Genomic DNA, 24537 nt, shown 5'->3' with positions numbered 1-24537 from the left:
GACTGGACGAGAGACATCCTTCAGGTGCTGTCGCCGGACCGTCTTGTGTATCTCCCTTCGCGTGCGATCTGCCGGGGGCGCAGCGCTCAGAATCCGTATTTCATGGCACCTCGCACCCGCTGGCTCTCGATCCCGCTGGCGGAGCTCGTCAGCAGATATTCGAGATCGAGGCTGAGCGCGCGGCCGACGTCGGCGCGCAAACCCAACCCGCCGGTCAGTGTGTCGCGCGAGGTCGAGGTGCCGCTGAGCGTGTAGCCGGAGGCGAGGCCGACGAGATCGACGTAGTTCAGCGTCTGAGTATATCCGCCGTCGAAGGCATGGCGCCATTCCGCGCGGGCCGTCGGCGTCAGCACGCCCCAGCTCTGCAGCATCGGATAGGCGAGGCGGCCGCCGATGACGCTGGCGACGCTCGTGGTGTTCATGCTGTCGTAACTCAGCGCCCACAGGCTCGAGCCGGTCTCGCTATAGCCGTCGAGCGCGGCCCTGACGACGTCGAGGCGGCCATAGGACGACAGCTTCCAGCCGTCCCATCTGGAGACGTGCGTGACGCCGAGTGAGCCGAACACATCGTGTCCCGACCGTGTGCCGCTCAGCATGAGGTTGCCGTCGCTGGACCAGCGCTTGCTGTCGTAGCGCAGCGTGCCGTAGCCGCCGGCGACGTCGAGATAAGTGTGCGGCAGCAAGCGCCAGCTCGCATAGAGCGCGGCATCGAAGTTGCGTGCGTCGATCCGCGAGCCGTCGCTGCCGATGTCGGTATGGTCGAGGCCGAGACCGAAGGCCGCGCCGAGCTTCAGGCCGTCGGCGATGCGCCGGTCGAAGCCGAGCGTGACGCCCGACGAGGTGAAGCGGTTGTCAAAACTGTCGTCGCCGCGCAGCCGGCCGAAGCCGACGGTGCCGGAGGCCCAGACGTGAAATGGCAGCACGTTGGTCTTGTTGAGGGACTCGATCGCTTGCGGCAGCATCCCGGCAAGCTGGCTGACGGCGCGGCCCTCGTCGCCCTGCTTTGTCAGGGAGGCGCCGAGGGGTAATTCGCTGGCATAGCCGAGGGTCGGGCCCGCGCTGGCCTGGCTGTCCAAAGCGCTGGCGGTGCGGCCGGCTCCGCCGAGGACACCGGCTGCGGACGCGGTGTTGCCGTTCGCGCCAGATCCAGCCTGTGACGAGCCGGAGGCGCCGGCCGAGCCGGAAGCGCCGCCGCCATCGTCCTCGTCATGCAGCGCTTCGAACCGGCTGAAGATGTTGGAGATCTGGGTCTGGCCGAATTGCACGGCGCTCGACACTTGCGAGCCGATCAGGCCGCGCACGGTGCTGCTCGCGGTCGGATCGGAGCGCCCGACCGTCAGCGTGATCGCGCTCGAGGTCGCGCCGGCGTTGTTGTTGCCGTCGCCGCCGTAAGTGGCGGTGATCGCATGCGTGCCCATCGCCAGCCCCGGGGTGGCGAGTGTCGCGATCACGCCCGACACGGCGGCAGTGCCGAGAACCGTCGTGCCGTCCTTGAAGGTGACGGTGCCGATCGGCGAAGCCGCGCCCGACAGCGTCGCGGTCAGGGTCACCGATTGCGCCGCGGCCGGTGACGTCGTCGAGCTCGAGACCGAGATCGTCGGGGTGGCCGAGCCGATCGACAACGAGACCGTGCTGGATGTCGCCGTGGTGTTGTTGCTGTCACCGCCATAGACCGCCCTGAACGAGTGCGATCCACCCGAAAGCGAGGGGACGATCAGGATTGCGGCCGATCCGGAGACGGTGCCGGTGCCGAGCGAGGTGGAACCGTCGTAGAAGGTCACCGATCCCGTCGGCGAGCGACCACTGCTGATGGTCGCGATCAGCGTGACCGAGGTGCTGGGAGCCATCGCCGTCGAGGACGCGGTCAAGGTGACCGTCGGAGTGTCCTGACCGACGGTCACAGCGACTGAGCTCGAGCTCACCGACGCATTGTTGGGGTCCCCATCATAGGTTGCCGTGATCGTGTGCGAGCCCAGTGATAGCGAGGACAGCATCAGGATCGCAGTAGAGCCGGAGATCGTCGCCCTGCCGAGCTGCGTCGAGCCTTCGTAAAAGGTGACGGTGCCGCTCGGCGTCACACCGCCTGACATCGTCGCGACCAGCGCGACCGAGGCGCCGTAGCTCGCCGAGGAGGATGACGCGTTGAGCGCGATCAACGGCGTGGCCTGAACCACCGTCACGCTGGTCGTGCTGGTCGTCGAGGCGGCGTAGTGATTGGAGTCGCCGTCATAGCTCGCCGTGATCGCATGCGAGCCGACCGAAGGAGAACTGATCGAAAGACTTGCCGAACTGCCTGATACCGATGCTGTTCCGATCACGGTGCTGCCGTCAAAGAACGTGACCGTTCCACTGGGCGAGAGCCCATTGGCCAGCGTGGCGGTCAGGGTCAGTGCATTGCCGTAGACCACGGAGGAGGGTGATGGCGAGACGGACAGCGTCGGCGACGCCTTGTCGATGGTGATCTTGTAGAGCACAGCAAAACCCAAGCCGCCAGGACCCGCGTCGGCGGGAAAGGTGTCCGTTCCATCTACCCAGGAATACATGTTGGTGTAGGTGCCCGCTGCGGTTGGAGTCCCGGTCAGCGTGAAGGCGCACGTTTTGGCGGTGTCGCTTCCTGCGGGGGTGAGGCCAGGGGTAACGAAGTTAAGCTGCTGGGTGAGACACGATACAGCGTCCGTATAGACGGTGATGGTCTGAGAGTATGCCGTCCCGACCGTGCCGTTCGGCAAGATTCGGGCGGCGCGGGCGGTGCCATGCGCGGCGAAGAACGAGAAAATCGCCAGCAGGACGGCGAACCAGTTCAGCAGAAACTTTCGCCGGTCGCAGCGCGCAGTCATATCGAAGCAAAAAGAGATCATATCCCGCCCCACAAGTTCGGATCCCGGCCGAAGACTGGTCTCGGCGCGGGCACCCGCACTGATCGGGACGCACGGCCCGCTGGTGGGGCCGCAAATCCATGCGACTCGACGTCTTGCGTGTCCGGGATCGACTGTCAGGTCTGGTAGGCGAAGGGGGTAGAATCCACCATCAACGCGCGTTGATGGTGGGGGTCGGGCGGGTCCGCTCCCACAATCGCCGTGCGCAGCAGCGACGGCCGGACCACGCTTCGGCTCCGGCTGCTCGGTGGCATCAGAAGCCGTACTTCATCGCACCGCGCACCCTCTGGCTCTCGATTCCGCTGACGGAGCTCGTCAGCAGATATTCCAGATCGAGGCTGAGCGCGCTGCCGACATCCGCGCGCAGCGCAAGACCCCCGGTCAGGGTGTCGCGGGCCGTCGAGGTCCCGCTGAGCGTGTAGCCCGAGGCCAGGCCGACAAGGTCGACGTAGTTCAGGCTCTGCACATACCCGCCGTCGAAGGCATGCCGCCATTCCGCGCGGGCGATCGGCGTCAGGACGCCCCAGCTCTGCAGCATCGGGTAGGCGAGGCGGCCGCCGATCACGCTGGCGACGCTGGTAGTGTTCATCCTGTCATAGCTCAGGGCCCAAATGCTCGAGCCCGTCTCGCCATAGCCGTCGAGTGCGGCCCTGACGATATCGAGACGGCCATAGGACGAGATCTTCCAACTGTCCCATTTGGACACGTTGGTTACGCCTACCGTGCCGAAGACGTCGCGCCCGGTGCGTACGCCCGTGAGCATGACATTGCCGTCGTTCGACCAACGCTTGTTGTCGAAGCGCAGTGAGCCGTAGCCGCCGGCGACGTCGAGATAGGTGTGGGGCAGGAAGCGCCAGCTCGCATAGACCGCCGCATCGTAGTTGCGTGCATCGATCCGCGAGCCGTCGGTCCCGATGTCTGAATGCTCGAAACCGAGCCCAACCGCGGCACCGACCTTCAGTCCGTCGACGATCCGCCGGTCGAAGCCGAGCGTGAGGCCCGAAGAGGTGAAGCGGTTGTCGAAGCTGTCGTCGCTGCGCAGCCGGCCGAAGCCGACCGTGCCGGAGGCCCAGACGTGAAACGGCAGCAGATTGGACTTGTTGAGGGACTCGACCGCCTGCGGCAGCATCGCGGCAAGCTGGCTGACGGCGCCGCCGGCATCGCTTTGCGCGGCGAGGCCGGTCCGGATCGGCGGGTCACTGGCGTAGCCGAGGGCAGGCGATGCGCCGGACTGGCTGTTGATCAGGCTCGCGGTTCGGCTGTCGTCGCCGATGCGGCCTGCCGATGCAGTGTTGCCGCCAGCCGTGCCGCCCTGCGCCGTCTGACGGCCGCCAGTGGAGCTGGCTGCGTCGCCATCGTCCTCGTCGTGCAAGGCCTCGAAGCGGCTGAAGACGTTGGCGATCTGGGTCTGGCCGAACAGGATCGCGCTCGACACTTGCGAGCCGATCATCCCGCGTACGGCGGAGTTGCTGGTGGGATCCGACCGCCCGACCGTCAGGGTGATCGCGCTCGACGTTGCGCCGGCATTGTTGCCGTCGCCGGCATAGATGGCGGTGATCGAATGCGTGCCCACCGCCAGCGCCGGGGTCGCGAGCGTCGCGATCGCGCCCGACACCGCGGCGGTGCCGAGAACGGTGGCGCCGTCCTTGAAGGTGACGGTGCCGGTCGGCGAAATCGCGCCCGACAGCGTCGCGGTCAAGCTCACCGATTGCGCCGCGGCCAGCGACGTCGTCGAGCTCGAGAGCGCGATCGCCGTTGCAGCCCTGGCGACCGACAGCGCGGCTGTGGTCGAAGTCACGGACACATTGTTGGTGTCGCCGTTGTAGGTCGCAGAGAACGTGTGCGAGCCCAGCGGAAACGAGGACAGCATCAGGATGGCGGTCGTGCCCGAAAGCGTGGCGCTGCCGAGCTGCGTCGAGCCCTCGAAGAAGGTCACGGTCCCGGTCGGAGAACTTGCGCCGGTCACTGTTGCAACCAGCGCGACCGCCGCGCCGTTACTGGCGGGCGTGGAGGAGGCGTTGACTGCGATCGAGGGGGTGGCCTGTGTCACCGTCACGGTTGTCGCGCCGGACGCGCTATTGTTGTTGGAATCGCCGTTATAGCTCGCCGTGATCGCATGCGAGCCGACGGAGAGGGAGCTTACCGTCACGCTCGCGGTCGTTCCCGACACGGCAGTCGTGCCGATCGAGGTGCCGTTGTCATAGAAGGTGATCGTTCCGGTCGGCGAGTAGCTGCTGCTCAGGGTCGCCGTCAGTGTAAGCGAGCTAGCATACGCCACCGACGACGATGATGGTGTGACGGACGCCGTGGGCGACGCTTTGTCGATCGTGAGCTGATAAGAGAGTGAGAAAAGCGGGGGGCCGGTCGAGTCGGAGGGGTGGTTAGCCGATCCGGTCAGGAAAGAATAAGAGCCGGTGAATGTCCCCGCCGCGGTCGGGGTACCGTCCAGCGAGAAGGTGCATGTCTTCGAACCGAGGGGACCGACGGTATTCGTAAAAGTGATTCCGGGATAATTTTGGAAGGCCCAGTTCTGGGGACTACACGACACCGTGTCCGTGTAGACGGTGACCGACTGGGAATAGGGCGTTCCGACCGTGGCGTTTGGCACTGTTCGCTGGGCGTGGGCGGTGCCGTGGATGGCGAAGAGTGCAAAGACCGCCAGCAGCGCGGCGAAGCTTGTGTGTCCGAACCGAAACCGGACGCGGCGCGCAATCATATCGAAGCTAAAAGAGATCATTCCCCGTCCCACCTGTTCGGATCCCGGCCGAAGACTTGTCTCGGCGCGGGCACCCGCACTGATCGGGACGCGCGGCCCATGGGTGGGGCCGCAAAATCCTTGCGACTCGACGTCTCGCGTGTCTGGGATCGCCTGTCAGCCGTGTTAGGCGAAGGGGAACGAGTCCACCATCAACGCGGGTTGATGCTGCTAGTCGCACAACTCCGATATGGCCAACTGTCCTGGGGCTGCCCGGTCCGCGGAGGCGCGCTGCCAGATCGTCAAGGCGACGATGTGAACGACGAGAAATGCGGCGGCTACAGCCAAGAGCCAGCCCATTTCGTTTCCGGCTGGAGGCCGGGCGGCCAACCGTGCTCGAGCTGACCTGCTTGCAACGGTCATGTCTGGCCTCCGGAATCAGGGGTGAAGTCTGGTGGGGTGTGTTGCGCGTGAGGCACGATCAATTGCACGCGGATCGACTGAGGCGGCTCTCGTAGGCGAACAGAATAAAATCGACCATCAATGCGCATTGATGTTTGAGATCGGAGGCCAAGGCCGTCGATTGCGCCGACATTGGCTCTGGACGAGAGCGCGGCACTTCTGCAAATGAAGCGCAGATGCGAGCGAGGAGATCGGCCGGAATGTCGGCGGTAGAATTCGACCTTCACGGGCTGATTGGGACGAGCGGCGAATTTCGCGACGGCAAGACGGAGGAGGCGTTCTCCGCGAGCATCTGGCAGTCGGCGCGCGCGATGGCCCTGTTGTGCATCCTCGCCGATACGGCCGCGAGCCTGTCATTCTTGCCGCTGGACTTCCTGATGCTGGCCGGCCCGCGGCTGGCGTTCTTCGTCGAGGTTCGGCTGCTGATCGCGCTCGCGGCGGCGGCCGCCGTGCTGGCCGTGCTGCGGACGACACGATATGCCCGCATCGTCGCGATCACCCATGTGCACCAGGTTGCGTTCTTCACGCTCAATGCGCTGATCTTCAACCATCCGAGCCTGACCCGCCACGGCGGACTGTTGCTGCCGCTGATCGCCATCGCGCTCAACCTGTGCCTTCCCGGGCGGTTTCGCTGGGTTGCGTTGACGAGCGCCTATGCGCCCACCGTCAGCCTGTTGTTCTGGGCGATGCTGAGGCCGGACCCGGAGAGTCCGCTCGATCTGACGATCATCGTTTTGGTCGTGCTGGTCGGCTATGTCGTCGGTGCCGTGTCCCGCACGCAGTTCAATCGACTGCGGCGCGAGGAATATCTGCGCATTGCCCGCGAACGGCAGACCAATCTCGATTTGCGCGAGGCCAAGGACGCGGCGGAGGCGGCCGCAAGCGTCAAGGCCGACTTCCTCGCGGTCATGAGCCACGAGATCCGTACGCCCATGAATGGAATCCTCGGCATGGCGCAACTGGCGCTGGACGATCCATTGCCGCTCACCCAGCGCAGGCGTGTTTCGACCATCAGGTCGTCGGCGGAGGGGCTCCTCAAGATCCTCGACGACATTCTCGACATCTCCAAGCTCGAACGGCAGGCCGAGATCTACGAACGCGCGCCGTTCGACATCAGGCAAAGTCTGCGCGAGATCGTCAACCTGATGACGCCGCGTGCGCACGAGAAGGGACTGACGCTGGAACTCGTGCTTTCGCCGGCGGTGCCGCGATGGGTGCTCGGCGATCAGTCGCGGGTGCGGCAGATTCTGTTCAACCTGATCGGCAATGCCCTGAAGTTCACGAGTCGGGGTGGCGTCAGGGTCGAGGTGACGACATCCGCGCTCAACGACGAAGCACGGGTCGTCTTTTGTGTTTCGGATACGGGGATCGGCATCACGCCCGAGCAGCAGGCAAATCTGTTCCAGTCGTTCGAACAGGGCGACGCCTCGATTCGCCGGCGTTTTGGCGGCACCGGCCTCGGACTTGCGATCTGCAAGCGGCTTGTGGAAGGCATGAAGGGCGAGATCGAGGTCGAGAGTATGCCGAGGCAGGGCAGCCGCTTTCGCTTCTCATTGCCGCTGCCTGCGGACGATGGCTCGGCTGCGCGCGAGGTGATCGACGCGCCGACCCCGCCCGCCAGGCCATTGAACCTGCTGCTGGTCGAGGACCTGCACATCAATGCGGAGGTCGCTCGCGGGATTCTGGAGAGGGCAGGTCACCGGATTGCGCTCGTGAGGACGGGCGAGCAGGCGGTCGAACTGGTCCGGAGTGCGCGCTTTGATGCCGTCCTCATGGACGTGCAGATGCCGGATGTGGACGGGCTGGAGGCCACGCGGCGAATCCGTGCGCTGCCGCTGCCGCTGAGCGGCGTCCCGATCGTTGCCCTGACCGCAAACGTCATGTCGGAAGACGTCGATGCCTGTCGCTCTGCCGGCATGGACGGACACCTTGCGAAACCGATCGATGTCGCGGCCCTGCATCGTGCGGTGGAGGCTGCGCTGCAGATCCGGCAATGGCCTGCCGCCGGCCCCGGCGTTGTCCTGACCGTCGGCGGTGATGTCCTGGTGGTGGGCGATGCCCGCAAGGCAACGCATGGCCCGCTGCGGGATCTCGGGTTTCGCGTCTTTCCGGCTGGCTCGTTCGAGGCGGCCGGCGCCATGCTTGCGGTCCGCGAATTCGCGGCGATCGTCGCGGTCGCTCCACCGGCCGGCTTTCTACGGGCGCTGCGCGCGCGTGCCTCGGACGGAGGCCGGCGCGTCTTCATCATCGCTGCTGCCATCCCGGGCGAAGGCGCGGGGCTGTTGGAGGAAGGTGCGGACCTCGTGCTTGCCGCGCCGCTGTCTCCGGACGAGGTCGTGTGGAAGGTCGAGGCTTTCCTCGCTCCGCAGCCGCCGGACGATTTGTTCACGCTTGAGGAGGTCTTCGGGCGTGATCGCATCGACGAATTTCAGGAGTTGTTTGCCGGCAGCCTGCTGGAGCTGGACCGTGCGCTGGCGCGGGACGACCTGACGCCGAAGGAATTGGCGAGCATCGCCCATCGCATCAAGGGAAGCGCGGCCAATCTGCGCATGCCTCAACTTGCCGCGAGCGCCGATGATGCGCTGATCGCCGCAAGGACCGTCGTGGCCGGACTTCGGGATCGGGATCAAGCCGTCGATGCGCTCCGCAGGCAGATCGGCCTCGTGCTGAACGGGCCAGGCGCCGGACGAGGCGCGCCGGCATCCACAGCGGTCGGCGGTGCATTCGAGGAAGCCAATGTCGACAGTGCTCGTGGTTGAAGACGCGCCGGAGATCCGGCTGATGCTGACCTCGTTCCTGAAGGAGGAGGGCATGGTCGCTCACGGCGTGGCGACCGGTGCCGAACTGCGCGCCGGCCTAGCTAAACTCAGGCCCGACATCGTCCTGCTCGACATCAATCTGCCGGACGCCGACGGCATCACGCTGGCGCGAGAATTGCGGCTCGGCGAGCAATGCGGCCTCATCTTCGTCACCAGCCGCGACTCAGATGACGACGTGCTTTCAGGGCTCGATGCCGGCGGCGACGACTACGTCTCGAAGCCCATCAACCTGCGCACGCTACTGGCTCGCATCCGCAGTGTCCTGCGGCGCACGAAAGAATCGATCATCACCTTTGACGGCTGGATCCTCGATCCGGTCCGGCGCGAATTGTTCCGTCCGGACGGAAGCATGGTCAAGCTGACCTCGGGGGAGTTCAACATCCTCGCCGCCCTCGCGTCCCATATGACCCAGCCGTTGAGCCGCGATTTTCTGCTCGACGTCATCTCCAACCGCGACCCTCGCGAGATTAGCGAGCACACGGTCGACAATCTGATCGTGCGGCTGCGCCGCAAGATGCAATACGACGGCGCGGCCGCGCCGATCGCAACGGTGCGCGGCGTCGGCTATTCGTTGGTGCCGTTATGGCCGGCGGTCCGCGTCTGATGGGCCCTCTGGCTCGATCGGCGCGGTGTTCACGCGCTATTTGAACGATATCGGACCCCGAGTGCCATGCGCTTTGGTCCCTCGGCGTCTCTATCCCGAGTCTGCCGTGACAACGCGCTCCGGTCCGCAAGTACGAGAACTGGCTCGATCCCGCGCGCAATCCGTACCGGATCAAGGTGGTTTAGGCTTATGTAGAGCGAGGCGCGATCCTGCGTCGCTCTGCGGGCCAAGCGTCGGGGCAGCCGATGCGTCGCGGCGGACGCGGCATGTTGCGGATTGAGGACGCGGGCTGCCACTCCGCGGATGTGCCCAAAAACGCTCAGACCGCGCGACAGCTCCGTAAAGTCGATTGTTACGGCAGCGCGGAGCTCGTCCGCCGCGCGCAACCCGTATCTCGAGCGTTCGGGACTGATGCACATTGTGCGGGAGGCGTGTGCACACGCGCCCTCGTGTTCACGACTTGTGCACCGAAAATCCGAAAGCGCGATTTCGCTTCCAATCCGGCCCTATTTGATCCTAGAAAAAGCAATCTGGGAAAGCTTGGTCGAACAAAAACTCCTCAGTCGGTCCAATCACATAAAGGATCGAGTGAAGACAAAATAGATAAATGATATGAGTGACTTAAGGTGGAAATTTTCTGCGGTGCCCATGGTGAATTGGATCGAGAGTTCAAGTTTTTCAATCGATTAGAAGGTGGCGTGTGCACGACGTGTGTACCGGGAGATCAAGAAAAATCTATCGAGAGCAGGTGCGGATCGTCGCTCTCTGCGTGATGTGAGACCCACGCAAATTTCGACGCGTTGGAGAGTCAGGCCGCGAGGATGGGCGCCGAAGTACGACTTGAGGCCTAGTCGTGCTCTTCGCGGGCAGCGGTCAGTGTTCGGTTTACGCCGAAGTGTTCTGCCGATCACAGAGAAAGAATGATGTCGGGGGGTCTGCTAGCAGCTCGATTGTGCCGTTCCGCGAGAATTGGTCAGATGCTACTCAACACAGCGCGCGTTTGGGTCAACAAGCGATCGACATCGCTCTCCGAAAAGACGAGGGGAGGGCGAATTTTCAGGCAGTTCGCGTGATAGCCGGTTGCCGAGATCAGAACGCGGCGTTTGCGGAGCCCGTCGACCACGGCGAGCGCGGTCGTCGCATCGGGCTCCTTCGTGGCCTTGTTCTTCACAAATTCGACCGCGATGTAGAGCCCGGCGCCGCGGACGTCACCGATCCGGTCATCGCCGGCGGCGATCTCGCGTAGGCCGTTCTGGATCAGCGCGCCGATGTGGGCGGCGTTTCGCTGCAGGCCATCGTCGCGGATGACGTCGAATGTCGCCTTTGCAGCGGCGATCGCCGCGGTGTTGCCGCCGAAGGTGTTGAAATAGCGCATTTCGTTGCCGAAGCGCTCGATGACCTCTCTTCGGACAGCCACGGCCGCGACAGGAAAGCCGTTGCCCATCGGCTTGCCCATGGTGACGATATCCGGTGTCTGACCATGGCGCTGGAAACCCCACAGCCGGTCGCCCGACCGTCCGAAGCCAGCCTGGACTTCGTCGGCGATAACAACGCCACCGGCTTTGTGCACGAGCTCGGTGATCGGCTGCAGGATATTTGCGGGGTTGGCGTAGATGCCGTCGGATGAGAACAGCGAGTCCGCGATGAAGGCGGCGATCCCTTCACCCCGTCGTTCAAGCTCCGCGATCTCGTGGGCGACTTGGCGAACGAGAAGCTCGGCGATCTGTGCCGGGGGCGCGCGGTAGGAATCCGGCGCGGGGATCCTGCGGACCCAGGTCCCCAACGGGGAGTTTTTGCCAAGCGACGGGGACAGCCCTGCTGTCAGGAACGAATTCCCCGTGTAGGCCTCGGACGTGATGATGATGCCCTTGCGGCCGGTCTGGTGCATGGCGATGCGCAGCGCCAGATCGTTGGCCTCCGAGCCGGTGCAGGTGAACATGATGTGTTCGATCGGCGCGCCGAACGTCGGAATGATCTCGGCGGCAAACTCGAGGATACCATCCTGGACGTAGCGCGTGTGGGTGCAGAGCGTCTGCATCTGACGATGGACCGCTTCGACGACGCGCGGGTTGCAGTGGCCGACCGAGACGACGTTGTTGTAAGCGTCGAGGTATTCGTTGCCCTGCGCGTCCCACATCTTCGTGCCGAGGCCGCGGCTGATCTGGACGGGCTCGGCGTACATCAGCCGGTAGGCCGGTCCCAGCAGCTCGCGGCGCTTGCGGATCTTGTCCTGAAGCGCGGCGTCAAGACCGTCCATGTTGTTGGGGTCGAAGCCGTTGACCATCCCGACATTGACCTTGGGCTTGGTGGGCGCGTTCATGATCGTGCTTCCTTTCAGATGCTTTCCAGGCGGACCTTTTCGGGTGCCCCAGCGAATGTCTCGCTGATGTGGTCGCGCGACCGCTCGAGGAAGTAGTGCAGCTGCTTCCAACCCCGGTGGGTGTTGCGCATGATGTAGCGGGCGTTGTCGGGAAATTGTTCGGCGCGCCAGGTGGTGATCAGCGCGCGCGCGATCACGCGGGCCATGACGAGGTGAGGCAGCACTTCCAGTTCCGTGCTCGTCAGGCCGGCGACAGACAGATAGCCCGTCAGAAGGTCGCGGCCCGCATCGAACATTGTGTCGTCGCCGCCAGCATCGAGCTGGTTCAGCAACGCGGTCGAGACGTCAACGGCGATATAGGTTCGCACGGCATCGCCGAAATCGATCACGCCCGTAACGAAATTGGCGTTGGCGCGATCGGCGACGATGTTCGAGCGGCTGAAATCGTTATGTAGGACCTGACGGCGGCACTGCTTGAGTAGGCCCTCGATCTCGTGAAAGCGCTGGAGGCCGCGTTCCAGCATCCTCCGCTGCTCGGGATCGCGAATGCCACCTAGAAGATAGGCGAGCTTCGGCAGATGCTGGACGTCCCAGGCAATCTCGCGCCCGTCGTGTGGATGACTGAAGTCGGCCATCGCCAGACGCAGCTTCGCAAGCACCGCGCCGACCAAAGCGCGATCAGCAGCCGTTATGTCGACGCGGTCGAGCGGCGTGCCCTCCAGATACGTCAGCATGTGCACCAGACGTGGCTGGCCATGGCGATCGATGTGCGTGAAGAAGGTCACACCATCGCGATCACGCACCACGCGGGGCGTCGGAAGGCCGCCGTCGTGTCTTGCCAGGTGATCGAGTAGATCCGATTGAAGCGCCAACTCATTCGGGTCCTCATCCGGGTTCGAGAACTTTACGATGAAACGCTCTCCCGCGGGCGTTGCCAGACGGAAGGTGTCGTCCTTTTCGGTTGCCAAACGATCGAGCGTGCCGGCGACACCGAAGTGGACATTGAGAATACCAAGCGCTTCTTCGACGGCAATCGACTTGAACGGTGTGGCCAACCCTCCAGCGGTCAGCAGATTGGGAGAGGACATCGTGGATCGCTTTCGATGGCGTGTACGAGGGAGGGACGCATGCGTCCCGTCCGTTCCGTGATCAAGTTGTCGGCTGGCGCTGCGACGTATGCCAAGGCAGAGCGATGCGTTCCATGACGTCGACGGCGTAGAACAGGATGGTGCCCATGACGCCGAGCAGCACGAGGGAGACGAAGACGCGCGTCGTGTCGAACTGGCCCTGGGCCGTCAGCACCAGGAATCCCAGGCCTCGGCCACCGGCCACGAACTCGCCCACGATCGCCCCGACCAGTGCGAACGAAATCCCGACTTTCATGCCCGAGAACAACGAGGGCAGCGCGTTGGGTATTCGGATCTTGTAAATGATGTCGAACTTTGAGGCCCGGGTTGCTTTGGCGAGATTCAGCATGTCTGGGTCGACCGAGCGCAAGCCCAGCACGGTATTGATGACGATCGGAAAGATCGCCAGCATCACCGCAACGGCCAATTGCGAGGAGGCGCCGGTACCCAGCCAGATGACGAACAGTGGTGCCAGCGCCACCTTAGGCACCGAGTTCACGGCGATCAGCAGCGTGTAGACCGTGCGCTCGAGAAACCGCGACTGGACGATGCCGACGGCGAGGATCACGCCCAGTCCGACGGAGATCGCGAAGGCGATGGCCGTCGTCGATAGGGTGTAGAGCATATTACGGACGAATATCCATGGACTTTGCAAGAACGCCGCCCAGATCGCCGAGGGCGCGGGCAGGATGATGGCGGGCGGATTGAAGATCCGCACGACCACCTCCCAGAGCAGGATCGAGCCGATCAGGACGAGGACGATGTCCAGTGATCGACTGTCGCGCATGAACTTCGCGATGAAACCGTTGGTCATTCGTGGAGCACTCCCAGTTCGGCGAAGTGGTGGCGGATACGCTGGGCATAGACACCGAATGCATCGGTCTCGCGCACGGAGAGCGGGCGGGGGCGGGGCAGATCGACATCGAACATGTCGACGATGCGGCCCGGTCCGCGGGACATCATCACCACCCGGTCGGCGAGAAACACGGCCTCCGAGATGGAATGCGTGATGAAAATCACGGTCTTGTTGGTGCCCTGCCAGATCCGCGCGAGCTCGACATTGAGATCGTCGCGGGTCATCGCGTCCAGCGCGCCGAAGGGCTCGTCCATGAGTAGCAGGTCGGGATCGCACAGCAGGGCGCGGCAGATCGAGGCGCGCTGGCGCATGCCGCCCGACAGCTCCCACGGATGCCGTTTCTCGTAGCCTTTGAGGCCAAAGCGTTCCAGGAGCTGCATGGCGCGGTCGCGGTACTGCTCGCGCGGGTGGCCGAGAAATTCGGCCTGCAGCAGCACGTTGTCCAGAATGGTGCGCCAGTCCAGCAGCACGTCACGCTGGAACACCACGCCCATACGGTCCGGCGGACCGATCAGGGGCTTGCCCGACACGGTGATGTTGCCGGAAGTGATGTTCTCCAATCCAGCGATACACTTGAGCAAAGTGCTCTTGCCGCAGCCGCTCGGACCGACGATGCTGTTGAACTGGCCGAGGCGCACATCCAAGTTGATGTCGCTGAGCGCGACGACCGAGCCATGCTTGGAGGGGTAGGTTTTCCCCGCGCCTCTGACCTGCAGATAGGTATCGGCGATCCGATTGGCTATCATGTTCATGGCGACCTCGTTAGCGCGGGACCAGATCGTTGGTGAAATAGTCGCTGGCCTTCCAGCCCGCGGGCACGACGCCGGCGCGCTCCATGCCCTTCAGCGCGGCGTCCCAGTCCTCGGTCGCTTGCCAGCCAATCGGCTTTCCCTCGGTGGCCGGGGTATTGAAGTATTCGATGGTCAGCTTGATCTGCTCGCGCAGGACGTCGGGGTTGAGCATCGCGTCGGGACGCTCGGCGAGCATGGCCTTGACGCCCAGATCGAGGTTCTTGGCGATCTCGGCCCATGCGCGCTGTTCGACTGCGATCAGCTTCTTCAGTGTGTCGCCGCGCTTCTGAAGCGTCGCGTCGGAGGCGATCAGCCCGTAACTCGGGAAATAGAGGTCCGCCATGTCGGCGGTCAGGCATTTTGACGGTCTGGCAGCCTGCGCTAGCGGCAGGGCTGAAGCGACCGTCGACATCAGCCCGTCGGCGCGTCGCGACGTGTAGGTGCCCCACAGCGCCGCGGCATCGACGAATTCGATCGTCGTGTTGTTGCGGTCGAGCCCTCCGGCGGCGAGGAACGTGTCGATATAGGGCGCCCATGGGCTGGCGGCGAAAACGACAAGCTTCTTGCCCTTGAGGTCTTCGATCTTCTGGATCGGCGCGTCCTTGTCGACGAGCACACACAGGTCGGTGCGCCTGTCGAACCCCGCGATCGCCCTGACCTTGGCGCCGCCGTGGCGGGCCGCGGGCACGAGGCCGAGCTGAATTTGTCCGACATCTGCCTGGCCCGCGTTCACGAGCTGCAGGGTGTTAGCGGAGCCCCGGCCGTCCTGAACATCGACATCAAGTCCAGCTTCTTTGAACCAGCCTTTTTGTTGCGCGAGGTGCATCGCGGCGTGACTTCCCCAGGGCGAGAAGTCTAGCCGCACCGTCAGCTTCTCGTTTGCAAGGACGGGCCCGACAAAGGCCAAAAGCATCGCAAACGCGGCCGATGACAGAAGTCGCATATTTCTCATTTGTCCTCTCCAGAAGTGGGCTGGGTTGGCCATCCGCCCTTATTATTTCAATGGCGAATTGTACTATTAGTTATATAACAAGCAAGAGTCTAGATCGAAAAGTCTGAATTTCAGGCATATATTGCTAAAAAAATTACGTTGCCGGCTCTGTGCGCGCCATGATACAGAACTAACCAATTAGTTCAACAAGGATGGCTTGCATGGCGATTTCGGCGACCAGGACCGCTCGGATCGGTGTCGACATTGGGGGGACGTTCACAGATCTAGTGATGATCGAGGGCGATGGCCGCCTGCATCACGCCAAGGTTCCATCGACACCCAGCGCACCCGAGGAGGCCGTCATCACCGGCATCTCGCATCTCGTGTCGGGCGCACGGATATCCGCCAGCGACATCAGCGAGATCGTGCACGGCACGACCGTCGGATCGAACACGCTGCTTCAGAAGGTGGGCGCCAGAGCCGGCCTGATCACGACCGCCGGCTTCCGCGATGTGCTGGAGATCGGGCGGCTGCGCACGCCCAACATGTTCGATCTGCAGTGGGACAAGCCGCTGCCGCTCATCCCGCGCCGCTACCGCCTCGAGGTCAAGGAGCGAATCGCTGCCGACGGCAGCGTCATTGAGCCGCTCGACGAGGCCGGCGTCATTGCCGCGGCCGCCACGCTTGTCGAGGCGGGCGTCGAATCCATCGCGATCTGCCTGCTGAACAGCTATCGCAACCCCGCCCATGAGCAGCGCGCTGAGGCGCTGATCGGCAAGCGCTTTCCCGCAGTTCAGATCACGACGTCGGTCTCGGTGCTGCCGGAAGCGAAGGAGTATGAGCGAACGAGCACGACGGTCGTGAATGCCTATGTCGGCCCCGTTCTGGCCGCCTATCTCAAGCGCTTGCAAGATGGCATCAAGAGCCTCGGCATCGAAGCGCCGCTATTGGTTAGCAACTCGAACGGCGCGCTCGCCTCGGCCGAGACGGCCTGTGCGAAGCCGGTGTTCTTCATTTCCTCGGGGCGCGCCGCGGGAGCCGTCGGCGGGGCGCGTCTGGGCGAAGCGCTGGCCCAGAAAAACCTCGTCATCTTCGATATGGGAGGCACCACGGCTTCAGCGTCGCTGGTGCGTGAGGGCGAATTGAGCCGGGTCAGCGAGTATGAATTCCGGGCGGGAATTTCGACGCCCAGTCGCTTCATCAAGGCCGGTGGGTACATGATGAGCGTTCCGACCGTCGACGTTGCCGAAGTCGGCAGCGGTGCTGGATCGATCGCGGCGCTCGACAGTGCGGGCCTGATCCGGGTAGGACCCGTTTCCGCCGGCGCCGATCCCGGTCCGGCCTGCTACGGCCTCGGTGGCGACAAGGCCACCGTGACCGATTCCAACCTGGTGTTGGGCTATCTGCCGGAAGAGCTCGCAGGTGGTGCGAGGCGGTTGTCGAAGGCGGCCGCCGAGGCAGCCATCGTCGACCAGATCGGCAGCCAGCTTGGCCTCAGCACCAGCGAGGCGGCCTATGGCGTGCGCGAAGTGGTCAACGCGAACATGGCGCGCGCCATTCGTGCGGTGACCGTGGAGCGGGGCGTCGACCCGCGTGACTTTACACTGGTGGCCATCGGAGGCTCCGGCCCCGTCCATGCCGCCGCCATCGCCTCGCTCCTGTCGATGACCAGCCTGCTGATCCCTGCGACCCCGGGGGTGTTCACGGCAATGGGCATGCTGTCGGGAGACGTCGAACGCTACTTCACGGCTCCGATCGGCGGCGTCGTGGAGACGGTCGATCTCGACAATCTCGCGGCCGTGACCGACGAGTTGCGCCGGCAGGCCGTTGCCAACCTGCGCGAGGAAGGCATCCCCGAGAAGGCGATGGAGCTCCTGCCCGAGGCCAACATGCGGTTCCGGGGGCAAGAAATGTCGCTGGCCATTCCGTTCGCGGAGCCCTTCGATCCCGAGGCGGTGCGAACCGCGTTCCTTGAGACCTATCGCTCGATCTACAGCTATGTCTCCTCGGATGCCGTCGAAGTCGTCAGCCTCCGGATGACTGGCCGGGGCCTGCGCCAGGGCCGCCTGGACTTTCGCCAACTGTCGGCGGCCGGATCTGAAGAGGCAGGGCCCGTTGCGCGCCGCAAGGTTTACTTCGGCAAGGCCGAGGGCTGGATCGATACGCCGATCTACGACCGCACCCGTTCGCCGCGCCAGCTGACCGGTCCGGTCATTCTGGAAGCCAACGACAGCACCGTCGTCGTGCCGCCCATGGCGAGCGTCGAGCGTGACGACTTCCTGAACCTCCATATTTGCCTGTCCTGAGGAACGAAGCCATGGCCGAGATTTCCGCTCACGATCCGATCACCTTCGCCGTTCTGAAAAGCGCCGTCGAATCCATTGTCGATGACATGGCCTACACGGTGATGCGAACGGCCCGTTCGCCCATCGTCCGCGACGTTCTCGATTACTCGACCACGATGTGCGATGCCAAGGGTCGTATCCTCGCGCAGGCGAAGACCGTGGCGCTGCATCTCGGCGCAGTTCCGGATGCCATGGATGCGCTGCTGAAGCGCTTCGGCGGCGATCTGCACCCCGGCGATGTGATCATTTTCAACGATCCGTACGAGGGCGGCATGCATCTGCCGGACATCTTCATGTTCAAGCCGATCTTCCATGGCGACGAGCAGATCGGCTTTTCGGTGGTGATCTGCCACCACTGCGACGTCGGCGGCCGCGTGCCCGGCTCCAATGCGAGCGACTCGACGGAAATCTTCCAGGAAGGCCTGCGTCTTCCGCCGCTCAAGCTTTATGATCGTGGCGTGCGCAACGAGATCGTTTTCGAGATCATCGGGCGGAATGTTCGCCTGCCGGATCTGGTGATCGGCGATCTCGAGGCGCAACTCGCAACCTGCGCCATGGGCGAGCGGGAATTGTTGCGCATCGTCGACAAATATGGCGCACCTGCGTTCAACCGCTTCCTGGGAGATTTCCTGGACTATGGCGAGCGTCTGACCCGGAACGAAATCGCAAACTGGCCAGACGGACGCTACGAGTTCACCGACTACATCGACGGTGACGGCTTCGACGAGGCGCCGATCCCGATCAAGGTGGCGATTACGGTGAAGGGCGACCACCTCGATGTCGACTTTAGCGGCAGTTCGCCTCAGGTGAAGGGGGCGATCAACTCGACGCTGTCGTTCGTGAAGTCCGCGAGCTATCTGGCGATCCGCTGCGTTCTCGACGCCGAGGTGCCGAACAACTCCGGCGTCTACCGTGCGATCGACGTGTCGGCGCCGCTCGGTACGCTGTTGAACCCACACTTCCCGGCGCCTGTCGCGGCGCGCGCGTTGACCGGCTATCGTGTCGTCGATGCGGTGCTGGGCGCCCTGGCTCAGATCGTTCCCGAACGCGTTGCGGCGGCCGGCGAGGGTGGAAACTCGGTCGTCTGCCTTGGCGGCTATGACAAGGTGACGCGGCTGCCGTTCGTAATGGTGGACATGATCAATGGCGCGCTGGGAGCACGCGCCACCAAGGACGGCATCGACGCGATCACCAATCCCTCGCAGAACATGTCGAACATGCCGGTCGAGCTGATGGAATCGACCTATCCCATCCGGATCGAGGAGTATGCCCTGCGCGTCGACTCCTGCGGCGCCGGCGAGCGTCGCGGCGGGCTCGGTGTGGTCCGGCAGTACCGCCTTCTGGCCGAAGACGCGGTTATGCAGCTGCGCTCCGACCGCTACCACCATCGTCCCTACGGGCTTTTCGGCGGCAACGAGGGAGCGGCTTCGCGCAACTTGCTCAGCGTCGACGGCAGTAGGTTCGAGCTGCTGGATAGCAAAGTGACGCGTAACGTTTCGCGTGGCGATGTCATCCGTCATGAGCAGGCGGGCGGCGGCGGCTATGGCAACCCGATGAAGCGTCCACTGGAAGCGGTGCTGGACGACGCGCTCGATGGCAAGATCACACCGGAATTCGCCAGCGAATACTACCGCGTCGTGATCAAGGACGGTCGCATTGACAAAAAGGCAACCGCCGACCTGCGCAACTTGCAGACGGAGATGGCATGATGGCTGATTTGCGTCGTTTCGCGATCAATCAGATCACGACACGGGACTGGACCCTCGAGCAAGCCGTGAACGGCTACGCCCGACAGGGCGTCGCCGGCATCGGTGTGTGGATGGAATACCTGGATGCCTGTGGCGTTCGTCAGGGCGCAAGGCTGATCCGCGATGCCGGTCTGTTCGTGCCAAGCCTTTGCACCAGCGCCTGGGTCAATATTGCGGATCGCGCCGGCTTTGATGCCGCCGTCGCGGAGAACCGCAGGCGTCTCGATGCGGCCGCCGAGATCGGGGCAACGGCCCTGGTTGTCGTTCCCGGGAGCCTTGCGACCGGTGAAAAGGATCTGCCCGCGGCCCGGTCGCGGGTCCTTGATGCGCTCGAACAGCTCTTACCCTATGCGCTGGAGGTCGGTGTGGTTCTGGGCATCGAGCCCCTGCACCCGATGTATGCCGCAGACCGCTCCTGTCTGAACACCTTTGCTCAGTGCCTCGACATTTGCCGGAGGCTTGGCCAAGGAACAGGAATCGTCGCCGACACCTATCACTGCTGGTGGGATCCGGAATTCGTGCCGGGACTGCGCCAGGCAGGGCCGGAAAATATCCTGACGTTCCATCTGGGCGACTGGCTTGTGCCGACGCGCGATGTATACCATGACAGAGGCATGGTCGGCGATGGTGTAGTCGACTTTGGGGCTTACCGAGCGGTTCTCGACGACATGGGTTACGACGGGCCGTTCGAGATCGAACTGTTTTCCAAGTTCGACTGGTGGCTTCGTGATGGTGACGAAACAGTTGCCGTGGCGGTCGACCGCTGCGCGCCGCTGGTCGGTGGAAGACAGAAGGCTCCGTGCTGAGCGCATTGTCGGTTGAAATGGTGGAGGGCAGATGGCGGAAAAACCCGCTATCCGAGATTCGATCCGAACGCAGGAAAAGATCCTCGCGGCAGCGCAGGTCGAGTTCGCGCGCCGCGGATTCGATGGCGCCCGTGTCGACGCCATCGTAGAGCGGGCCAAGATCAGCAAGAATCTGCTCTACCACTATTTTCGGAGCAAAGAGGACCTCTACATCCGCATTCTTGAGCGGACCTATGAGACCTTGCGCAGGCGTCAGAGCGACGTGTCAGTCAACGGCCTCGATCCACTCAATGCTATGATCCGCTTGTGCGAGAACACTTTTCGGGTCTTCGTCGAAGAGCCTGACGTCATCGTGATCCTGAATACCGAGAACCTGCATCGCGCCAAGCACATTGTCAAATCAACGATCATCCGGACGATGTACGACAAGCTATCGGAAAACCTGCGGGAAATTCTGCAAGCCGGGGTCCAGCAGGGCATCTTTCGCCAAGGCGTCGATCCTGTCGAGTTGTACATCTCTATGTCCGCGCTGGGATACTTTTACCTGTCGAACCAGCACACGCTATCCATCCTCTTCAAGCGAAAGCTGGGGGCGCCCGAGAACATCGAGCGGCGGCAGGCCCATCTCGTCGATATGGTTATAAGCTACCTAATGCGGAAACCCGAACCGGGCGATTGGACGCCGGCCCTCGCGCGCGGGTCCTGAACGGATACGACGCCGCCTCCCGACTTGATTGTGTGAAACGCGGGGACCGGTATGACTGACCGCCAGACCGGCCGGATCGTTGCCACTGCATTCGGTCCGATGCTCTGGGGAACGACCTATATTGTCTTCAGCAGAACGCTGCCCACGGACCACCCGATCCTGATCTCAGCTCTGCGCGCGTTGCCAGCGGGGCTCATTCTGCTCGTGGCGGTTCGTTCCCTTCCGTCTGTGAAGATTCTCTTGCCAGTCACGACCCTGGCGATCACCAACATCGGGTTGTTCTTCGCGCTGTTGCTCGTTAGCGCAGCGCGACTGCCCGGCGGAATCACCGCAACACTAGCGGCTTGCCAGCCGCTGCTGGTCGCCTTCATTGCCTGGCCCGTCCTGGGGCGTCGCCCAACCCTGCGCCAGTTCATCCTTGCCTCCATCGGCGTGCTGGGTGTCGCGCTGATGTTGTTGGACGGCCGATTGTCTCTCGACGCCGTCGGAATCCTGGCCGGTATCGGAGCCGCTGTTTCGATGGCGTTCGGTATTGTGTTGATGGAGCGTTGGCGCGGCCTTGCCACACCGCTGCAAATGACGACCTGGCAACTGCTGATTTCCGGCGTTCTTCTGCTGCCGATCGCTTTGGTGATCGAAGGCGTGCCCTCGGTTTGGGGACCGCAAAGCCTGCCTGGACTCGGTTATTTGATCGTCTTTGCGACCGCGCTTTCGTACTGGCTCTGGATCGGCGGGGTCCAGTTGTACGGAAGCCGTGCCTCGGTGCTCGCCTTTCTAAGTCCGGTTGTTGCGCTCGTTCTGGGGGCAGCAATCCTGAGCGAAACGCTCGGTCTGCGTCAGATTATCGGCATAGCGCTGGTGTTTTCCTCGATTGGATTGTCGATACGCCGATCTTGATCGAAAGAAATATTTTCGTCGAAAGCAATTACTGCGGCGTGACCTAAAGACGGGACTGCGGAGCATGTTTACTCTTGGTGAGGCTAGCGGTTCAGCTCATCAGCGTGGGGCGCAGGCGACAAAGCCCTCGCGCTTTTCCTCACCTTGTCTCAAACCGTCAGCGGTAGGCTCTGACTAGCTCAAGCTTGCCCATGATGGATTGGAGTGAGAGTTTAAGCTTTTCAGTGGGTTAGAAGGCGGCGTGTGCACGACGTGTGCACCGGGAGATCAAGAAAAATCCTGTAACAGCCAGCATCAGCAGTCTTTGTCAGGTGCCGTGTGATGTCCGCGTGAGATCGGGCGATGCGCACAAACAAAGAAGCCGCGACATCTCATCTCGGTGATCTCTCGCCTAATATGTTGCTCGTCCTCCGGACAGGTCGAACACGGCGCCGGTCGAGAACGAGCACTCGTCGGAGGCGAGCCAGGCGACCATGGCGGCAACCTCCTCCGGGCGGCCGGCGCGGCCCAGCGGGATCTTGGCCAGCACGTTCCGGTAGGTGTCCTCGGACATCTGCTTGACGAGCTCGGTGGCGATCACGGCAGGCGCGATGGCGTTGACGCGAATGTTGGTGCTCGCAAGCTCCTTGCCGAGCGATTTCGTGAGCGCGATCACGCCGGCCTTCGCCGCGGAGTAGCCCGTCATGCCGGCATTGCCTTCCTTGCCGGCGATCGACGCCAGGTTGACGATGTGTCCGGCATTCTGCCGTCGCATCGGCGCGATGGCCGCCTTGCAGCACAGGAAGGTGCTGGTGAGGTTGACGTCGAGCACGCGTTTCCAATCGGCAAGGCTGTAATGCTCGATATTGACCGTGGGGCCGGTGATGCCCGCGGCATTGACCAGCACGTCGATCCGGCCGAAACGGTCGAGCAGGCGCGCCATTGCGCCATCGACGGCGGCCTCGCTGGTGAGATCGACGCGTTCGTCGGCCTGGTCGGCCAGGTCCCAGACGACCACGGTTCCGCCGGCAGCAGCCAGCCGGGCGCGAACCGCCTGGCCGATGCCGCCGCAGCCGCCCGCGATGACAGCGACACGCGATGAGAAATCGAAGCCGGTCATGTTGTCACTCTTCCTTCCGCTGCCTCGGCAACGATCCGGCGGGCCGCAGCAAGCGCACGCCGGCCCCATTCTTCCGCGCCGAGTTTCGGCAGCCATTCGTCATTCGGGATTTCGAGGCTGAGCGGCAGATCGCCGGGCAATGCGCGCACGATTCCGCGCAGATCGATGCCGCCGTCGCCCGGCAGCAGCCGGGCACATCGGGCGGTGTAGATCAGTTCCTCGTTGGTTGCGGGAATGCCGGCCGGCGCGTCGCAGAGCTGGGCATAACTGAGGAGCTGCCGCGGCAGGCTTGCAATGTCCTCAAGCGAGGTGGCCGAGCGTGCGGCGTGCAGCGAGTCGACCAGGATCCGGCCGTTCGGCTCACCGGCATTGCTCACGATACGCAGCGCGGCCTTTGCATTCTTCACCGCGGTCCACGGCATGAATTCGAGATCGGCGGTCAGGTCATAAGGCGCAGCGGCGCGGCAGAACGCGGCGAACGACTCCGTCAGGCGCGCTTCGTCGGGATCGTCACCGGCGACCAGAATGGCTCGCGCCTTTAGCCGGCCGGCGGTCTCGAGGAACGAAGCGAAGTGATCGGGTTTGAAATCCGCACCCAGCCGCGCGATCTCGACGTCGAACACCGGCACGCCGGTGTCGTCGATCCGGCGGATGGTCTCGCGCAGCATCGCAGCGTCGGTTGCGAGCGGCGAGAAGTCGCCGCCCGGCGCCGCGGGCGCGATGCGAACCCCGATCGCCTGGTAACCGAGCTTGTTGGCCAGCACGACGGCGTCGGACGGCGCCATCGGCACTGAAGTGAGATAGGCGAGCGAATAAATGTGCCTCATGGCGATCGCCTCAGGCCAGCGGCGAGATCGCGGTCGGCAGCGCCACGATCGAGCGCATGTCGCCGGTCAGCCAGTCCGGCCCGCCCTTTGGCGGCCAGATACCCTTGGCAACGGACTCGGCGCGCACCGCGGCGCGCGCGTCGAGGCTCGCGAACGGCCAGATATGGGTGAAGCGCGGCGGCCCGTCGAGCGAATACATGGCGATCGCGAGCGGCGATAGCTTGACGCGCTCGGGTATCGCAGCTTCCCAAGCGGCGATCGTCGGCGCGACACTGCCATGCTTAAGCCGATAGGTCCGGACTTCGTAGACGCTGCCGTACTTGCCCGGCACGACCGGCGGCAGAAACGGGAACGGCGCATAGGTGTCGAAATTCATCTGCGTGATGGCGTCGCCCGCGCCAAAGGGATTGGACGTACGCAGCGCCCGTTCGCGCTCGCTGCGCCAGGTCTCGTGATCCGCAAAGGAACGCAGCACCAGGAGCTGATTGAGCTCACTGATCTCGCTGGCCCAGCAGCCGAGCAGCGTGCCATTGGCCTCGGATGATCCGACATACTCGCCAATTCCTGCCACGGCCTTTGCCGCTGTTCCGAGCTTCACCGTCAGCGTTGCGATCTCGTAGAGCATGTT

17 protein-coding genes are annotated in these 24537 nt (G+C 63.6%); 7 read left to right on the top strand and 10 right to left on the bottom strand.

Annotated features, from left to right (window positions below; all coding sequences use genetic code 11):
* Positions 1–86 precede the first annotated feature (86 nt).
* A complete protein-coding gene (locus K289_RS0132675; protein ID WP_035686660.1) occupies positions 87–2858 on the bottom strand; it encodes an Ig-like domain repeat protein in 2772 nt (923 codons plus the stop codon).
* Positions 2859–3129: 271 nt separating this feature from the next.
* The gene (locus K289_RS0132670; protein ID WP_027555304.1) at positions 3130–5592 is read right to left on the bottom strand and encodes an Ig-like domain repeat protein; all 2463 of its coding nucleotides are present in this window, start codon (positions 5590–5592) and stop codon (positions 3130–3132) included.
* A 641-nt stretch (positions 5593–6233) separates the two neighbouring features.
* Between K289_RS0132670 and K289_RS47965 the strand changes: the two genes are divergently transcribed.
* A complete protein-coding gene (locus K289_RS47965) occupies positions 6234–8792 on the top strand; it encodes a sensor histidine kinase (RefSeq protein WP_051311041.1) in 2559 nt (852 codons plus the stop codon).
* Positions 8770–9456 (top strand): response regulator transcription factor, encoded by a 687-nt coding sequence (locus K289_RS0132650; protein WP_027555303.1) that lies wholly within the window; start codon positions 8770–8772, stop codon positions 9454–9456. The genes K289_RS47965 and K289_RS0132650 overlap by 23 nt, the downstream gene beginning before the upstream one ends.
* A 973-nt stretch (positions 9457–10429) precedes the next feature.
* Here K289_RS0132650 and K289_RS0132645 read toward each other — a convergent pair.
* The 5 genes from K289_RS0132645 to K289_RS0132625 all read right to left on the bottom strand — a co-directional run bounded on the left by K289_RS0132645 (position 10430) and on the right by K289_RS0132625 (position 15502).
* Positions 10430–11776 (bottom strand): aspartate aminotransferase family protein, encoded by a 1347-nt coding sequence (locus K289_RS0132645; protein WP_245284059.1) that lies wholly within the window; start codon positions 11774–11776, stop codon positions 10430–10432.
* Between the two features lie 14 nt (positions 11777–11790).
* Positions 11791–12864, bottom strand: coding sequence for a phosphotransferase (locus K289_RS45955; protein WP_063614240.1), 1074 nt, complete (start codon positions 12862–12864; stop codon positions 11791–11793).
* A 61-nt stretch (positions 12865–12925) separates the two neighbouring features.
* Positions 12926–13717, bottom strand: coding sequence for an ABC transporter permease (locus tag K289_RS0132635; RefSeq protein WP_027555301.1), 792 nt, complete (start codon positions 13715–13717; stop codon positions 12926–12928).
* Entirely contained in the window at positions 13714–14511 is a 798-nt protein-coding gene (locus tag K289_RS0132630; protein ID WP_027555300.1) for an ABC transporter ATP-binding protein, read from the bottom strand. Before K289_RS0132630 ends, K289_RS0132635 begins: the two co-directional genes overlap by 4 nt.
* 10 nt (positions 14512–14521) lie before the next feature.
* Positions 14522–15502: an ABC transporter substrate-binding protein gene (locus K289_RS0132625; protein ID WP_027555299.1), complete on the bottom strand. Its 981-nt coding sequence runs from the start codon at positions 15500–15502 to the stop codon at positions 14522–14524.
* A 191-nt stretch (positions 15503–15693) separates the two neighbouring features.
* On the opposite strand from K289_RS0132625, the gene K289_RS0132620 reads away from it, so the two are divergent.
* The 5 genes from K289_RS0132620 to K289_RS0132600 are packed head-to-tail and all read left to right on the top strand — an operon-like array spanning position 15694 to position 21983.
* Entirely contained in the window at positions 15694–17787 is a 2094-nt protein-coding gene (locus K289_RS0132620) for a hydantoinase/oxoprolinase family protein (protein WP_371260884.1), read from the top strand.
* Between the two features lie 11 nt (positions 17788–17798).
* Entirely contained in the window at positions 17799–19535 is a 1737-nt protein-coding gene (locus K289_RS0132615; RefSeq protein ID WP_027555297.1) for a hydantoinase B/oxoprolinase family protein, read from the top strand.
* Positions 19532–20380, top strand: coding sequence for a sugar phosphate isomerase/epimerase (locus K289_RS0132610; protein WP_035686648.1), 849 nt, complete (start codon positions 19532–19534; stop codon positions 20378–20380). Before K289_RS0132615 ends, K289_RS0132610 begins: the two co-directional genes overlap by 4 nt.
* Positions 20381–20411: 31 nt before the next feature.
* Positions 20412–21086 (top strand): TetR/AcrR family transcriptional regulator, encoded by a 675-nt coding sequence (locus K289_RS45950; RefSeq protein ID WP_051311039.1) that lies wholly within the window; start codon positions 20412–20414, stop codon positions 21084–21086.
* Between the two features lie 51 nt (positions 21087–21137).
* Positions 21138–21983 carry an EamA family transporter gene (locus K289_RS0132600; RefSeq protein ID WP_027555295.1) on the top strand — a complete coding sequence of 282 codons (846 nt, stop codon included), beginning with the start codon at positions 21138–21140 and terminating at the stop codon, positions 21981–21983.
* A 391-nt stretch (positions 21984–22374) separates the two neighbouring features.
* Here K289_RS0132600 and K289_RS0132595 read toward each other — a convergent pair whose 3' ends face one another.
* Genes K289_RS0132595 through K289_RS0132585 form a run of 3 tightly spaced genes read right to left on the bottom strand, consistent with a single transcriptional unit; the run spans position 22375 to position 24534 of the window.
* A complete protein-coding gene (locus K289_RS0132595) occupies positions 22375–23082 on the bottom strand; it encodes an SDR family NAD(P)-dependent oxidoreductase (protein WP_027555294.1) in 708 nt (235 codons plus the stop codon).
* Positions 23079–23909 carry a sugar phosphate isomerase/epimerase gene (locus tag K289_RS0132590; protein WP_027555293.1) on the bottom strand — a complete coding sequence of 277 codons (831 nt, stop codon included), beginning with the start codon at positions 23907–23909 and terminating at the stop codon, positions 23079–23081. The genes K289_RS0132595 and K289_RS0132590 overlap by 4 nt, the downstream gene beginning before the upstream one ends.
* 10 nt (positions 23910–23919) lie before the next feature.
* Entirely contained in the window at positions 23920–24534 is a 615-nt protein-coding gene (locus K289_RS0132585; protein WP_027555292.1) for an NIPSNAP family protein, read from the bottom strand.
* Between the last annotated feature and the right edge of the window lie 3 nt (positions 24535–24537).

The organism is Bradyrhizobium sp. Cp5.3 (assembly GCF_000426265.1).
Classification (GTDB): domain Bacteria; phylum Pseudomonadota; class Alphaproteobacteria; order Rhizobiales; family Xanthobacteraceae; genus Bradyrhizobium; species Bradyrhizobium neotropicale.
This window is presented reverse-complemented; position numbering and strand designations above follow the sequence as displayed.